This window comes from Propionispora sp. 2/2-37 (assembly GCF_001298735.1).
Lineage (GTDB): Bacteria > Bacillota > Negativicutes > Propionisporales > Propionisporaceae > Propionispora.
Window position 1 is genome coordinate 69,242 of the sequence record NZ_CYSP01000003.1, and the last position, 15,507, is coordinate 84,748.

Here is a 15,507-nt window from a genome sequence, read left to right on the forward strand (position 1 = left end):
ATCCCGGCCTCATGTAAGCCGGGAAGAAATACGCACAAATGTTTTGCACTGAAATCCCCTCCCCATCGCTCGTGGGTAAAACGGTGACTAACAGCTAGGCAGTTCTCCTGGCTCAGAATCATCGCGCAACCAAACCTTCCCAGGATTTCTCCCAGTGGCATATCTTGGCTTTGCTCCTCATTACAGTGGCGGGACCGCGCCGGCCTTACACCGGACTTCCCTATTAAGCCCTTTCGGGCACCTAACCTCAGACTATTTATTCATTTGTCAAAAAGTCGATTACATTGCCATGATAGCACGTCACATAATAATTGTCAAACATTGTAACGGCAAAAAACCGCTCCAAACCACCAAAAATCAGATTGAATACAATATATTATCTTTCCCTGCAAAAGATCGTTATGAATCTAAACAACTGTACACTCCAGGGCACTGCTCCGGCCGTAGCGGGAAATTTACCGGCTCTGTGTGCCGAGTTGGAATCTCAGCGTATATATTTTTTTACAACCGCATCCATATTGTCTTCACTAGGATCCGTTAGAGGAATCCCTGCTATAAATTCCCATTCCTCCTCATGCAGCAAGCTGCTTTCGGGCTCCAGCTTCACAACCGGAGACAGCGTTTCCATCTCCAGCATAAAATCATTCGTATAGGTTTCATAAGAAACACCAAAATCCGGATAAGTTCCACCGATGGTATGAGTATGTCTTTTAATAAAAAGGTTACCGTGGTTAAAGTAGGCCGCCCACCCTGCCTCATTAGCTATACCGAACTTGAAAGGCTGCTTTTGCTTTAAGTCCTGTGTCAGCGTAATGTATTTTTCTCCCCAATATACCCGGTGATCATTCATTTTGGAATACGGCCACAAAGCCAGCACCCGGTTACTCAGGAAGCCGGTGTCACGCGACGGCTGCGCTACAACGGCCGTTCCGCCCGGAGCCATAACCGTGATAGCCCAGGCCGCCACTTCAATCGCCCAGGCATTACGGTTCAACAGGCAATGCTTGACCCGCACCTTATTATCGCCCTGCAGCGTAATTTCCATAGATTTCTGTATCTGCACCCAGCGCTCACATTCCTGAACAACCCGTATGCCATGATTCACCCGATTCCATGCCACCGCTTCATTATCCGGCATGTACGTACGCGGAAAATACTCCGGACTATGCCATAAACGATGACCTCCCCGCATCTTCCAGGTGCTGTTGCCGTATGTTTCCTGAACAGCCGGACTGTCCTCGCAAAATTCATTTGCCTTACCAACAAATCCGCCCCGGATGACCCGGGGCCCACAATCGGTCGTAATAACCAGCTCAATCGTAGCATTAGATAACTCAACGCATTTTCCCAGTGTTTTATATTGTATTTCTTTAACGGTAACAGCCATTTGATTCACTCGCTTTCCATTTTAGTAAAGAGGATGCCATAAAGAAATTCGGTCTTTATGTGATTGCAGGTCACACGAAAACCGAATCTACTGTTACGCTATTCGTTTACTTACTTTTATTCTTGGTTGCAATATCCACCCATACCGCGAGCACCAGAATGGAACCTTTGACAATAAACTGCCAGAAAGTTTCTATATTCAACATACTCATGCCGTTATCCAGACTGGCCATAACCAACGCACCAACAATGGCTCCGCCCACGCTGCCGATGCCGCCCATCAGGCTGGCACCGCCGATTACACAGGCTGCAATAGCATCCATTTCGGCATTTTGTCCGGCAGCCACTGAGGCTGCATTCAAACGAGAACAAAGTAATACTCCGGCAATAGAAACTAATAATCCGTTAAGTGCAAAAATGCTTAATGTCATTTTTTCGACATTGATTCCGGACAACTTCGCCGCCTCGGCATTGCCGCCAATCGCATAAACCCGGCGGCCAAAAACCGTTTTATTTAAAACATACACAAACACTACCGCCGTAATCGCCAAAATCAGCACCGGCACCGGAAATCCCTGATAAGAATTTAGAATCATAATAAATAAGCCGACTAACACCGCCGCAAAAGCGATCTTTACGATTTCAGCTGACGCCGGCGGAACCGCCAGGCCATATTGGGTTTGCAGTTTCCGCCCGGAAAAGGAGTGGTACACCAGAATAGCAATCGCAGCCAGCCCCAGCATAATACCGATTTCATCAATCAGGTAAGCATTGCCGATAAAGCGGAGTTTCGAATCCAATGAGGCTACGGTGGTGCCTTTGGTCATGCCGACCAATATCCCCCGAAAAACCAGCATGCCACCCAAAGTCACTATAAATGCCGGTATTTTCTTATAGGCGATCAGCCAGCCGTTAAAAATACCAATCATTAATCCCAGCACCAGCGTTAGCGCCACCGTTACCATTCCATCCACTCTGTACCAGACATTAAGAACGGCCGCCACACCGCCCAGAAGTCCCATCAGTGATCCGACCGACAGGTCAATATGTCCGGCAATAATAATAAACACCATTCCAATCGCTAAAATACCGGTAATAGACATCTGCCGGAATAAATTGGACAGGTTTCTGGGCGTTAAAAAATCCCCGCTGGTGGCAAATGTAAAAATAGCCCAGATCGATATCAACGCTAAAATCATGGTATATGTTTTTACGTCAAAGTGAAACATGGACGCAAACGACATCTTTGGTCCGCTTTCAAGACCAGCTTGTTTTCTTTCCACTTCCGTTGTCATGCGGTAGTCCCCCCCACAGCACAATGCATGATTTGTTCCTGGTCCAAATCCTGGCTATTGACGAATTCACCTTTAATCCGTCCTTCATTCATAACCAGTATACGGTCGGCCATTCCCAATATCTCCGGCAAATCGGATGAAATCAGAATAATACTAATTCCTTCCGCCGTCAGACTGTTAATCAAATTGTAGATTTCATATTTTGCCCCCACATCAATTCCGCGCGTCGGCTCATCCAAAATCAATATCTTTACTTTGCGCAATAGGTACTTAGCCAGTACTACTTTCTGCTGATTGCCACCGCTTAGATTTTTAATGCGGGTATTTAAGCCGGGAGCTTTAATTTTTAGCCGTTCCAGATAACGATTAGCATCGCTTAATTCCTGGCAATCATCAATATAATCCATCGTCCGGCGATATTTCTCAATATTAGCCAGCGTCATATTCGTTCTTACCGACATAATCTCTATAATCCCGTGACGTTTGCGGTCTTCCGGTATCATGGCAATTCCCTGCTTAAGGGAATCCTTGGGATGGTGAATAGTTAACCGGTTGCCCTCCAGAAAGACCTCACCGTGACATTTCCCGTTGTGAAAGCCATAAATCGCCGACACCAATTCGGTTCGTCCCGCTCCCACCAGTCCTGCAAAACCAAGCACTTCACCGCGTTTTAATGAAAAACTCGCGTTGTCAACCAGCTTTTTATCCGGATCACTGCTGCTGTATACTGTATAATTCTTAACGGTAAGAATTTCTTCATTCTGCACGTGGACTTGCTTGGGATATAAATCGGTGATTTCCCGTCCGACCATCATTTGTACAATATCAGCCTTGGTCAATAGCCTGGCCGGGCGCGAACCAATGGTCCGGCCGTCACGAAGGACTGTCACCGTGTCCGCTAAACGGAGAACCTCATCCAGTTTGTGTGATATGTAAATACAAGTTACACCTTTCGCTTTTAATTGTCCCAGAATGTCCATAAGAATCTCTACTTCTCCTTCCGACAAAGAAGCCGTAGGTTCATCTAAAATCAACAAAGTTGCATTTTTCGATAAGGCTTTACAAATTTCCACCAATTGCTTGACCGGTGTATACGGACTGACATCCAGTTTCATTTCCTGCAGCAGCTCCTGTGTTTTCGCCAGCATAGCCGGAATATGAATCCTGCCCCGTGAGCTTATTTCATTACCAATAAAAATATTCTCATATACAGGCAGTTCTTTAAAAAGAGCCAGTTCCTGATGAATAATGGCAATGCCGGCCTGCTCCGCATCGGCAATATTATGGATAATCAGCTTTTGCTGATTGAATATGATATCCCCCTGATAAGTTTCATGTGGGTATACACCACTCAACACCTTCATCAAAGTTGATTTCCCAGCGCCATTTTCTCCACACAACGCATGAATTTCGCCTCTCTTTACAGCAAAAGAAACATCTTTCAAAGCCTTTACACCGGAGAACTCTTTGACAATGCCCTGCATTTCCAAAATCATGTCGTCCATTACTATCCCCTCATATTTAAGTTACGCAGGTGGGGTGCTGCCCCACCTGCCATGGAAGTGATTACTTAGGCCATTTGTCTTTTGAAACATTTTTATATACATCTTCCAGCTTGTTATAGCCATCTTTAATGACTGTATCAGCCATATTTTGAGCAGTAACCGCTATCGGTGTTAGCAAGACGGAAGGAACATCCTTATTGCCGTTATTGACAACTCCGTCGGTTTTCACCTGCTCGCCTTTGGCGATTTTTACTGCAATTTCAGCCGCTGAAGGAGCCAATAGTTTGATCGGTTTGTATACGGTCATCGTCTGAGTGCCTTCCACAATTCTCTGACAGGCAGCCAGCTCCGCATCCTGACCGGAAATCGGCACTTTGCCGGCCAGATTTTGAGCAGCCAGCGCCTGCACGGCTCCACCGGCAGTACTGTCATTGGAGGCTACAACGGCATCGATCTTGTTGTTGTTGGCAGTAAGTGCATTTTCCATGATCTTTAAGGCTTCTTCCGGCAGCCAGTCTTTAACCCACTGATCGCCAACCACCTCAATATCCCCTTTATCAATTAACGGTTTTAACACATTCATCTGTCCCTGCCGGAACAGTTTCGCATTATTATCAACCGGTGAACCGCCCATTAAGAAATACTTTCCCTTCGGTACCAGTTCGGTAATGGCCTTGGCCTGCAACTCACCGACTTTTACATTGTCAAAGGAAATATAGTAATCAACATCCGACTTGGTAATCAGGCGGTCGTAGCTCAATACCTTAATTCCCGCCTTGTGGGCCTGCTCAATAATCGGTGCGAGCACATCCCCGTTATGCGGAATAATAACCAGGATATCCACACCCTGGGCAATTAAATTTTCGCATTGTGAAAACTGAGTCTGATCATCTCCGTTAGCCGACTGCACAACCACTTCAGCACCCAGTTCCTTGGCCTTGGCTACAAACATATCCCGGTCATGCTGCCATCTTTCCAGCCTTAAATCATCCATACTAAGGCCAATCTTCACTGTCTTTTTCTGGGCTGCCGCATCTTTTGAAGCGGTAGTCTCCTGTCTTGTGCACCCGGCCATCATGAATAAGGAAGCAATACAAACAAACACCGTAATAAGCAAGCAAACACTTTTTTTCTTAAACACGATTTGTCCCCTCCTATTATTTTGAATTCAGACTTCCCCGGTGGTTAACTACACTTCCAGCAAATATTGATTCAAAATTGCCTTTATTTGTTCCTGACGGCCTGACTTATTTATTATTGGTTTATTTTGCAGCGCATACTGTTCCAACGTATGAAAATCCGCCTTGCCGGATACGATCTCCAGGCCGATTCCCTCACGGAAGCTCTTATAGCGTTCGGCTATTATATTTTCAAACACCTGATCTTTAATCAGTCTTGCCGCCACTTTCAACCCTCTGGCAAAGGTATCCATACCGGCAATGTGGGCATAGAACAAATCCTCCGGTTCAAAAGATTCGCGGCGCGGTTTGGCGTCAAAATTCAACCCGCCTTTCCCCAGTCCTCCGTTTTGCAAAATCTCGTACATGGCCAAGGTTGTTTCATATAGATCGGTCGGAAATTCATCCGTATCCCAGCCGAGCAGCATATCGCCCTGATTAGCGTCAACCGATCCCAGCATGCCGTTGATGCGGCTCATTCTTAATTCATGCTGGAAGGTGTGACCAGCTAGTGTGGCATGATTGGCTTCGATATTCATTTTAAAAGCATCCTGCAGATTATAATTGCGGAGAAAAGCCATAGCCGTCTGCGCATCAAAGTCATACTGATGCTTGGTTGGCTCTTTGGGCTTAGGTTCAATCAGAAATTGTCCGGCAAACCCAATTTCCCTGGCGTAGTCGACCGCCATATGGAAAAACCGCGCCAGATTATCCAGCTCCAGCTTCAAATCCGTATTCAGCAAAGTGACATACCCTTCCCGGCCTCCCCAGAAAACATAGTTTTGGGCACCCAATTCCTTGCCTGTTTCCAGCCCTTTCTTAACCTGGGCGGCACAATAGGCAAACACATCGGCATTACAGGTAGTGGCCGCACCGTGCATAAAGCGGGGATGGGTAAACATATTGGCCGTATTCCATAACAATTTGGTCTTACTGGTCTTTAGATAATCCCTTATCATGCCGATAATAACGTCCAAATTGGCATTGGTTTCCTGCAGTGTCATGCCTTCCGGGGCAATGTCCCGGTCATGGAAGGCAAAAAAGGGAACATCCAGCTTGTCAAACAGTTCGAAAGCGGCCTCCACCCGTGCTTTTGCCTTATCCATCCCTGTGTATTTATCCCAGGGCCGCAGCATGGAACTGCTGCCAAACGGATCGGAGCCTTCATGCGTGAACGTATGCCAGTAAGCAACAGAAAAACGCAAATGCTCTTCCATCGTCTTACCAGCCACTACCTCCTTGGAATTATAATACTTAAATGCCAACGGGTTTTTGGATTTCGCCCCCTCATAGGTAATTTTCCCCAATCCAGTAAAATACGCCATGCTTTCTCCTCCTAAAACCATTGTATTTTATACAACCACTCCGCTAGATTTTACCGAGTTCACGGAAGGTCTGTCGCAGAGTGCCGTATAATCGGTGGTAAATCGCATATAACTCGTTATATTTTGCAATATTAGCCGTTAACGGTTCCGTTTGTTCCACCGTTCTAATTATCGCACTACAAGCTTTTTCCACTCCTTCAAACGCACCAACTCCCACAGCCGCCAAAATGGCCGCTCCGAAGGCCGGACCTTCCACTGAGTTAACCAGGCAAACCGGCAAACCTAAAATATCGGCCAAAATTTGCCGCCACAGGACACTTTTAGCCCCGCCGCCGCTTACCCTTACCTCGTCTACGGGAATATGCTGCTGCCGGATAATTTCCAGCGAATCGCGCAGGCCAAAAGCCACTCCCTCCAAAATAGCCCTGGTCATATGTTTACGAGTGTGTGTCATTGTCAGTCCGACAAACGTTCCCCGCGCATAAGGATCGCTGTAAGGTGTCCGCTCGCCCAGCAGGTAAGGCAAAAAAACCAGTCCTTCACTGCCTGGCGGCACTGCTGCGGCTTCTTCCAGCAAGGCTGTATAGCCCGCCGAACCATCCAATTGACAAACCTCTTCAACCCACCATTTAAGACAAGATGCAGCCGATAACATAACGCCCATGACATGCCACTTCCCGTTAGCATGACAAAAAGAATGAAGGCGATTTTCTTTATCCACCGAATAGTTTTCCTGGCAGGCAAACACCACACCCGAAGTCCCCAATGCGACCGAAGCCCCGCCTGCAGCAACCACCCCCGTTCCCACTGCACCGCTTGCCTGATCGCCGCCACCGCCGACAACGGGAATTCCGGCACACAAACCGGTCTCAGCGTTGGCTTGTTTAGACACATGACCGGTGATTTCATAAGATTCATAACATGTAGGTAAAACCTGTTCAGACAGCCCTAAAAATACCAGCATTTCTCTTGACCATTCCCGCCTGGCTACATCAAAAAACAGAGTTCCTGAGGCGTCGGAGACATCGGTTGCATAATCTCCGGTCAACCGCCAGCGTATATAATCTTTCGGCAATAAAACATGTGCAATGCGGCGGTAAATCTCCGGACGGTTGCGTCTTACCCACAGCACTTTCGGTGCCGTAAAGCCGGCCAGCGCCTTGTTGCCTGTATATTCCGACAATTTAAAGCCTAATTGTTCCGTTAATTCATCGCATTCATCCTGCGTCCGCTGATCGCACCACAATAAAGCCGGCATAAGCACACGATCTTCCTGATCAAGTAACACCATTCCGTGCATTTGCCCGCTTAAACCAATTCCTTTCACTTCCTGTGCAGTTCCAGCGGTCATATCTAAAATCTCGCGAATACCCTTTCTGGTTGCGTCCCACCAGTCTTCAGGATTTTGCTCAGCCCAGCCGGGTTTAGGATAATAGACAGGGTAATCCTTGGTTACAGTTTGTAAAACCTTCCCATCGTTCGCCAGCAACAAAATTTTTACCGACGATGTTCCTAGATCAATCCCCAAAAAAAACACTTGAACTCCTCCTTAATTCACAAAAGTTCGTTGTTCGGATAAACTAACTAATTAAAAAAATAAATACCAATTTTCTCGTCACACCATGTATTGGTTTTATTTGGTTTGTTGGATAGATAAACTAATTCGATATATAACAGAATATTCCTTCTATATAAAATAAAATTTTTTCAAATCCTTTTATTCCCGTAGGAACAATCCCGTGTATAGCAGCAACTTAGGACACGGGCAAGGCGTACATCCGGGAAATCACTAAGGTCGCAGCCCCCATGGCACAGGCATGCATATTCAGTTGCGAAGATAAAATTCTTACGTTAAAATGTCTGGAAGAAAAACAGCGCATGGCTGCTTCCCGTCTTAATTCATCCATGAGTATGTCGCCGGCAAGCGGCAGGGTATTGCCGATTATCACCAATTGAGGATTGAAAGCGTTAATCAAATTTGCCACACCCACCCCCAGATATTTTCCCACATACCGGAATGCCGCCCGGGCCAGCTCATCACCGCCGGCAGCTCGCTCGAGCACATCAAATATAGTCAGCGTCTCCCCCTTGATATGCTCTTTCATAAACCGGAACAACGCCTTTTCGGAAGAGTATTCTTCCCAACAGCCTGTATTGCCGCATGAACAGGGAATACCATCCAGCGCCAGTGTCATATGACCGATTTCACCCGCCAGCCCCTTAAAGCCACGGTACAGTTCATTATTAATAATAATTCCCGCCCCCACCCCGGTTCCGGCACTAACATATAAGAGATTGTCGGCTTTTTTCCCGGCTCCGAACCATTTTTCCCCGATTGCACCGGCATTGGCCTCATTATCAATAAACACAGGGATGCCAAAGCGCTCTTTTATAATTTCCCGCAGGGCGATATTCTCCCAGGCTAAATTGGGAGCCGACAAAATAAGCCCCTGTTCATAGTTCACAATGCCCGGAACTCCGATCCCAATTCCCATGATTCCCCGCACAGACTGTGGCGCATGCATAATGGTTTCCTGAATTAAGTCTTCCAGATCGGCGATACGCTGCACCGGAAATTTTTGTGTGGCTTGCAAGTCAACCCGTTTTTCCCAGACAATATCTCCGGCAAAATTCGTCATAACACTTAAGATGTAGTTAACACCTAAATCAATCCCGATGATATGGCCGACATCTTTATTGATTGACAGATTAACGGGTTTGCGGCCCCCCTGTGATTCGCCAATGCCTGTTTCCAGAACTAATTCCTCCATAAACAGCTCATCCACCAAAGCAGATACCGTCGACTTATTAAGGCCGGTAACCTTGGCAATATCCGCTCTGGATATGGGGCACTTTCTATAGATGGTGTTTAAGACAATCATTTTATTAATTTGTTTTACTAATATCTGATCAGCAGTTTTCATATGCATTTACCTATCCTTAACAATTTAGCAACCATTAGTTTATTGTGCAAACAAACTAATGGTTGCTAACATTCGCCAGCAAGTGACGAAAATCCTGCCGGATCCACTCTACAGGAAAATCTTTCTTGACAATTTTACCGTGTAAAGCTAACCTTCTATTCCAGCCAGCCCTTCATTATGCTTTTCCCATTACAAAAATATTTTGGAATACTATAAGTTCGTTTGCAAAAACATGTAAAAATCCGCTCTAGCGTTTCTCCGGTGCTTTCAGACCATAAAAGTTTGCTTTTTGATCTGCATCGGTTTTGTGACGGCTGCGGTATTTTCTATCATATACCAGCCAAGCTATCCCCCCGGCAACTACGATGCTATTGAGAACATCCTGGTGAGCAATATAGGCATCTGCCACACTACAAACATAAGGGCCCGCCATCGCTCTCATCATTTCATAAATCATAAGTTACCTCCCTCATGTAAATACCTTTTTATTGTATCATGTATTAAAAAAAAGCTCCATTATTTTATGCAAATACCGTCCGATATAATCAACCTTTTCTTACTATATTATTCGAGTCCGTATCGTGCATTGACTCTTGCTTCGTCAACTGACCTCTATATAAAAGTACAGGGTATGAGAAACCATACCCTGTACCGGAACATTGGACTGCCTTAATTAGTGGAAGAATTCGACAATTTTAAATAAGATATACGGGATTAAATGTGCGCCGCCGTCCAATGATGAAATAGCAGCCGTGCCTTCCGGGAAGGGGAAATTTACGCCCTTAGCCATCAGCGTGGTTACCGTCGCCAGGTCAGTCGCAATGTAGAGGATACCAACCATAAAGATGGTGCTGATGATCAATCCGCGGAACACATTCCCCCCGGTTGGTGCCACTGCCCACAAAAGGCAGAACGGCAAACCGGCCAAGTCAGTAAATGGCAGTATCCTGTTTCCTGGGAGTACGGCAGCCAGAAGCAGTGTAATCGGAATCATCAACAGGCAAACAGCCATAACCGAAGGGTTTCCAATGACAACCGCGGCATCCAGTCCGATAAATACTTCTTTACCGGGAAAACGTTTATTTAGGTATTCCCGTCCGCTTTCCGATAAAGGCAGTAGCCCTTCCATCAAAATCCTTACCATGCGGGGCATTAAGAACAGTACTGCAGCCATATTGACACTTAACTGAACAATTCCTTTCATATCGTAGCCGGCCAGCGCACCAATGAACGCGCCTAATACTAAGCCGATCAGCATCGGCTCCCCAAAAACACCGAACCGTTCTTGAATCTTTTCCGGGTTAATATCAATTTTATTAATACCAGGAATCTTATCTATGACACTGTTAAAAAAAATGCCCAACGGTGCCCAGGATATGGATTCGGTGTGGGGCAGGGAAATACCGGGCATATTAAACACCTTTTCCAGGTAGGGCTGGGTCCAGTCGGCCAGTTTAAAAATAATCACGATCGTAATACCGGAGGCAATGATGCCCAATACCGCACTATTGGTCAGGTACATCACCAACGCTCCGGAAAAGATAAAATGCCAGTAATTCCATAAATCAATATCCATGGTTTTGGTCCAATTCATCGCCAGCATCACAACATTGATAAAAAGGCCTAAGGCAAATACAGCGGGAACTATCGGGGTGCCAAAACTAATCGCCGCAGCAATTGGCCAGCCGACATCCATGACGTCCAGATGCAGTCCCCAGTTTTTAACCATAGCCTGCGTGGCGGGTGAAAGATTGCTGGTCAGCATACCGATAACCAAAAAGATACCGGCAAAACCGATGCCGATAGTCAAACCGGAACGGAATGCCTTGGGAAATCCCTGACGAAATAGCAAGCCTAATGCCATAATGATAATCGGCATCATAACCGTGGGGCCTAGATCGAGAATAAATTTAATAAATTCCATAAATTACCCTCCCATATTTTGATTTTAGTACCTGTCTAATTGCAACGTAGCTTAAAGCAGACAATCACTACTCTAAGCTTTTTAAATATTCGGCAATTTCATCAGCTAACTTATCCATGCCCACACCAATCAAAAACGGCAAACCGACAAACTTTTTCACCCCATGTAAGGCACTATCATTAATCGGAGTGGTTGCTACCACCACATGAGGATTATATACAGGAATTTTTCCGGCTACCTCCACAGCCTTGCACTCGATGACTTCTACATTCAACCCACGCTTCGTCAAAAACTCCTTGCATTTTTCAGCTGCCACGGTCGATGTGGCAATTCCTGTTCCACAAACGGTAAGCACCCGGAAGGGTTTCATGTTTTCCTCTCCCCTTTACAGTATCTAAAGATAAATTTTGCCATTCAACAGGGTAATCACATCACTGACCGATTGTGCCGCGGCTAGTTGTTCCAGCAACTCCTGGTCCTGAATGATCTGCATTAGCTGCGATAATAACTTAACCTGGTTATCGCTATTCTTCATCGCCAGCATAAAAATGATTTTTACCGGTACAACCTCCTCCAGTCCACCCATACTTTTAAATTCTACGGGTGCTTTAAGGGTCCCGACCGCAATCATGGGAGCTTTAACATGGCAAACATCCGTATGCGGAATGGCTACCCCGTTCTCGCCTGTTGGCAAACCGGTAGGAAAGCTGCGTTCGCGCTGAATAATCGCTTCACCGTAGGAATCCAGAACATAGCCTGCATTGTACAACGTTTGCGCCATCTGTTTTAATACGTCTTCCTGATCGCTGGCCTCCAAACCAACGGCCATCGCTTTTTTATCAAACTCAAAACATTTCCCCATCTGTAACCACCCGTATAAATTGTTCTATATTTTCCGATCGTTTCATTTTCAGCAGCTGTTCACCATCATTGAGCAGTGCATACAGCTTGCGGAATGCATCTTTTTGATAGCTGTTCAGAGCCAACATAAAGACGATCTCCACCTGATGTCCGTCAACCCACTCAATCGGCTGCTTAAGGGTCATAACGGCAATTGCCGGTTTGACGATATATTCCGGGCTGCCGTGCGGCAAGGCCACATCCTGAAATACAGTCTGGGCCAACGCTTCCCGTTCATGGATGGATACAATGTACTGTTCGCGCACATACCCCTGCCGGATCAGCCGCTGCCCGAGACTATTAAGCACTTCATTCTTGTTATGACAGAATTGTTTTAAGAACACCAGTTCCGGCCGAATCAGCCCATTCAACAGGCAGGCGGTATCCGGCAGCTCAGGCCCAGGCTTATAATAACCGCCCCGCAACCGCACAATTTTTTTGAGTTTTTCCAGCCCGTTCCCTTTGACAATTTCCTTAGCGGTAATAAAAGGAATTCCCGGTACTAACGTCCTGATCGTTCCAACCACCGCCAGCAAGTTATAGCTTTGGCCGATTTGCGTCAGCCGGCTTTGGACATCTTCATCAGTTAAAGCCCCCAGGGTGATCAGTTTTACCTGTTTCTCCGGCATAAAATCGTCAATCATCCTGGCAACCCACTCTGCAGTCCCCCGACCAGTCAAACAAATACTGACAATGGCATCCGGCAGCTTATTCTCCGGCCCGCCATGATATTCATCCAACTCACAACTCAAATTATCCCATTTTAAGGCATTAGCTATTTCGTCGATATCCGCATCCGGCACAAGCGCTTTGCGTACAGCCTCGATAACCATCGGCGTATTGACCCGTGTTACCGTACGCGTTACAACACCCAGCGCATCCGTGATCAGCTTGCCAAAACCCACTAAAGATCCCATATCGGCCAGTATCAGCACCCCCTTGCCACTGTCGGCCTGTCTGACAATCGGAAGCGCCCGCTGCAAAGCAGCCTCTGAGCTTTCTTCCAGTGGCATTTCCAGGGCTTTGGCATACTCAACCCCCAGCAGCCGGTTAGCTACCTGCACCATACCTTCCGCTACCCGGCCGTGTGTTAGTACAACAACCCCCACATGCGCTCCATTTAGCGGATCCTTTTTTGCATACGCTTTGAGATACATAGTAATAAAACCGATTTCATCCTCCGGCAGATCATTGCCCAGGTAGTAAGATGCAATCTGTATCATTTTACCGGCCAGTTCATATTCTGACGGATATTCATTTTGCAGCTGCTGAAACTGGGGATTTACAATCAGTTTCGTATTCATGCGTAAGCGTTCACAGCTTGCTGCCAGGTGAGTGGATAAACAATAAAACAGGCTATCATCAATATCCGGCAACCGGGTTTTCGCCAGTTTAATCATCCGGTCCACCGCATTGACAATTTTTTCACCGACAATTTTCTCCAAATCCTGCCGGATTAAGGTGCGCTTATTCTTTTGCACCTGCTTAATCAGCTGGCGGACTTTCATTTCCAACTCATCGCTGATCACCCGGTTAATAATAGAAATATCAATCCCTTGATTTTCCATCTTGATATAATTGTCTTCAATTTCCTGATATACCGCACCTGGCAGCAAATAAGGCGTCTCCTGCAAGGGATAGCGTTGTTGGTCCGTTGGCGAGACCTCCAGGTCGCCCTGTAAAATGGCTTCTACCACATGGCGTTGTTCCGTCAGATACAGCAAGCCCCTCACCACTTGAGGCGCCAAATCGGTTATTTCCACTTTTAACAACTCTTCCTTTTGCACCATATGTTTTAAAAAGGCACGGGCGCACGCTACCTGAATATCCGACCGCAACTGACCGATATTGCCGTGACATTCGTACATGAGCAAAGCCACAACGGCGTTATACGCAACACGAATAGTCAATTGAATGCGGCTGGCTTCTTCTCTGACAAAACTCACTATAATTTGAAACCGTTCTTCCAGCGGACGCTGGGCAAGCCCCGGCAGCTCAATTACCATTGGTATGCGGCGGCGGAAAGGCAGTAATAAAAAGGATTCTATATTCTCCGTAGTTGCCGCAATGAGCATTAAGGTGACACCACGAAAGGTATCACTTTCACCCAAACGGCGAAATTTCCCCTTGTCGATTAAATAATACAAAATTTCCTGACCTTCCGGCGGCAGCCGGTGAATCTCATCTAAAAACAACATCCCCTGATTAGCCTTTTCCACTAACCCTTCCTTATCCGTATCCGCACCGGTAAAAGCACCTTTTACATATCCGAACAGCTGTGCCATTAATAACTGCGGAGTTTCGGCATAATCTGCACAGTTAAAGACAACAAAGGGCGTATGTTCCGGTTTGTTGCCGGACTCTACGGCAAAACGGTGCATACAAAACGCCAGTTCACTTTTACCAACGCCGGTCGCCCCCGCAATCAGGGTATGCAAACCCTTGGGCGGGTAGAGGACAGCCGCCTTGGCCAACTCCACCTGAGTCCGCAAACTCCCCTGTGATCCGATTAAAGCATCAAATGCTGTTTGCAGTCTCTCCTTGCTAGTAGCCGGAGAATGATTATCAGCCCTCCTAATCCTGTTACCGTTAAGCGGCTGAGTAGGTTCCGCCGCCTTAATCTGCTGCCATACCTCACTGACGGCATGGCGCGACACACAAAAACCGGCTTCATTTAATTTTTGCGTTAATGCCCGTTCGGACAGTGCGGGGAAACCAGCCAGTATTTCCTGAATTGCCTTTTTCATCGGTTCACGCATTCTCTGCCGGGAATTGCCGATTCCCAGAGAACGCCTTATTTTGGCCACATCACTCCTTCCCATCCCCAGCTGCTTGGCAATCTCCTCGTCAGTCAGAGGATTTTTTTTGTTTTCCTGATTGATAATGTCTTGTAACTGTTGCATTTACCCCACCGCCCTTATATACTGCAATTAGCGTGCCAAGCTCTGACACGTTTTGCGCAAAAAACCGGCAATCCCTTTTTATATAAATGTTTTAAAATTAATTATTATTTTTTTTGAACAAATACTACCACCCTTCGAAAAATTTCCAACAGATCAGATTATTGCGA

At 46.4% G+C, this 15,507-nt stretch carries 12 protein-coding genes and 1 riboswitch; all 12 genes read right to left on the reverse strand.

The genetic code is table 11. The features are described 5' to 3' along the window. Window positions 1-79 precede the first annotated feature (79 nt). A riboswitch (cobalamin riboswitch) is annotated at window positions 80-260 on the reverse strand. A 224-nt stretch (window positions 261-484) separates the two neighbouring features. Then, window positions 485-1,387, reverse strand: a complete 903-nt coding sequence (locus P22_RS03720) for a hypothetical protein (RefSeq protein ID WP_054258879.1) — start codon at window positions 1,385-1,387, stop codon at window positions 485-487. A 106-nt stretch (window positions 1,388-1,493) separates the two neighbouring features. Next, a complete protein-coding gene (locus tag P22_RS03725) occupies window positions 1,494-2,681 on the reverse strand; it encodes a sugar ABC transporter permease (protein ID WP_054258880.1) in 1,188 nt (395 codons plus the stop codon). Beyond that, a complete protein-coding gene (locus P22_RS03730) occupies window positions 2,678-4,186 on the reverse strand; it encodes a xylose ABC transporter ATP-binding protein (RefSeq protein WP_054258881.1) in 1,509 nt (502 codons plus the stop codon). The genes P22_RS03725 and P22_RS03730 overlap by 4 nt, the downstream gene beginning before the upstream one ends. A 61-nt stretch (window positions 4,187-4,247) precedes the next feature. Continuing rightward, window positions 4,248-5,327, reverse strand: a complete 1,080-nt coding sequence (xylF, locus tag P22_RS03735; protein ID WP_082378388.1) for a D-xylose ABC transporter substrate-binding protein — start codon at window positions 5,325-5,327, stop codon at window positions 4,248-4,250. Window positions 5,328-5,375: 48 nt separating this feature from the next. Then, complete coding sequence (gene xylA, locus P22_RS03740; RefSeq protein WP_054258882.1) at window positions 5,376-6,689, reverse strand: xylose isomerase; 1,314 nt, start codon at window positions 6,687-6,689, stop codon at window positions 5,376-5,378. Window positions 6,690-6,732: 43 nt separating this feature from the next. Then, window positions 6,733-8,226: a xylulokinase gene (xylB, locus tag P22_RS03745; RefSeq protein WP_054258883.1), complete on the reverse strand. Its 1,494-nt coding sequence runs from the start codon at window positions 8,224-8,226 to the stop codon at window positions 6,733-6,735. 217 nt (window positions 8,227-8,443) lie between these two features. After that, window positions 8,444-9,613: an ROK family transcriptional regulator gene (locus P22_RS03750; protein ID WP_054259079.1), complete on the reverse strand. Its 1,170-nt coding sequence runs from the start codon at window positions 9,611-9,613 to the stop codon at window positions 8,444-8,446. A gap of 247 nt (window positions 9,614-9,860) precedes the next feature. Next, entirely contained in the window at window positions 9,861-10,070 is a 210-nt protein-coding gene (locus P22_RS03755; RefSeq protein WP_054258884.1) for a hypothetical protein, read from the reverse strand. A 216-nt stretch (window positions 10,071-10,286) separates the two neighbouring features. After that, entirely contained in the window at window positions 10,287-11,537 is a 1,251-nt protein-coding gene (locus P22_RS03760) for a PTS galactitol transporter subunit IIC (RefSeq protein ID WP_054258885.1), read from the reverse strand. Window positions 11,538-11,604: 67 nt separating this feature from the next. After that, window positions 11,605-11,907, reverse strand: coding sequence for a PTS sugar transporter subunit IIB (locus P22_RS03765; protein ID WP_054258886.1), 303 nt, complete (start codon window positions 11,905-11,907; stop codon window positions 11,605-11,607). Between the two features lie 24 nt (window positions 11,908-11,931). Then, window positions 11,932-12,399 carry a PTS sugar transporter subunit IIA gene (locus P22_RS03770; RefSeq protein WP_054258887.1) on the reverse strand — a complete coding sequence of 156 codons (468 nt, stop codon included), beginning with the start codon at window positions 12,397-12,399 and terminating at the stop codon, window positions 11,932-11,934. After that, window positions 12,383-15,340 carry a sigma 54-interacting transcriptional regulator gene (locus P22_RS03775; protein ID WP_054258888.1) on the reverse strand — a complete coding sequence of 986 codons (2,958 nt, stop codon included), beginning with the start codon at window positions 15,338-15,340 and terminating at the stop codon, window positions 12,383-12,385. The genes P22_RS03770 and P22_RS03775 overlap by 17 nt, the downstream gene beginning before the upstream one ends. Between the last annotated feature and the right edge of the window lie 167 nt (window positions 15,341-15,507).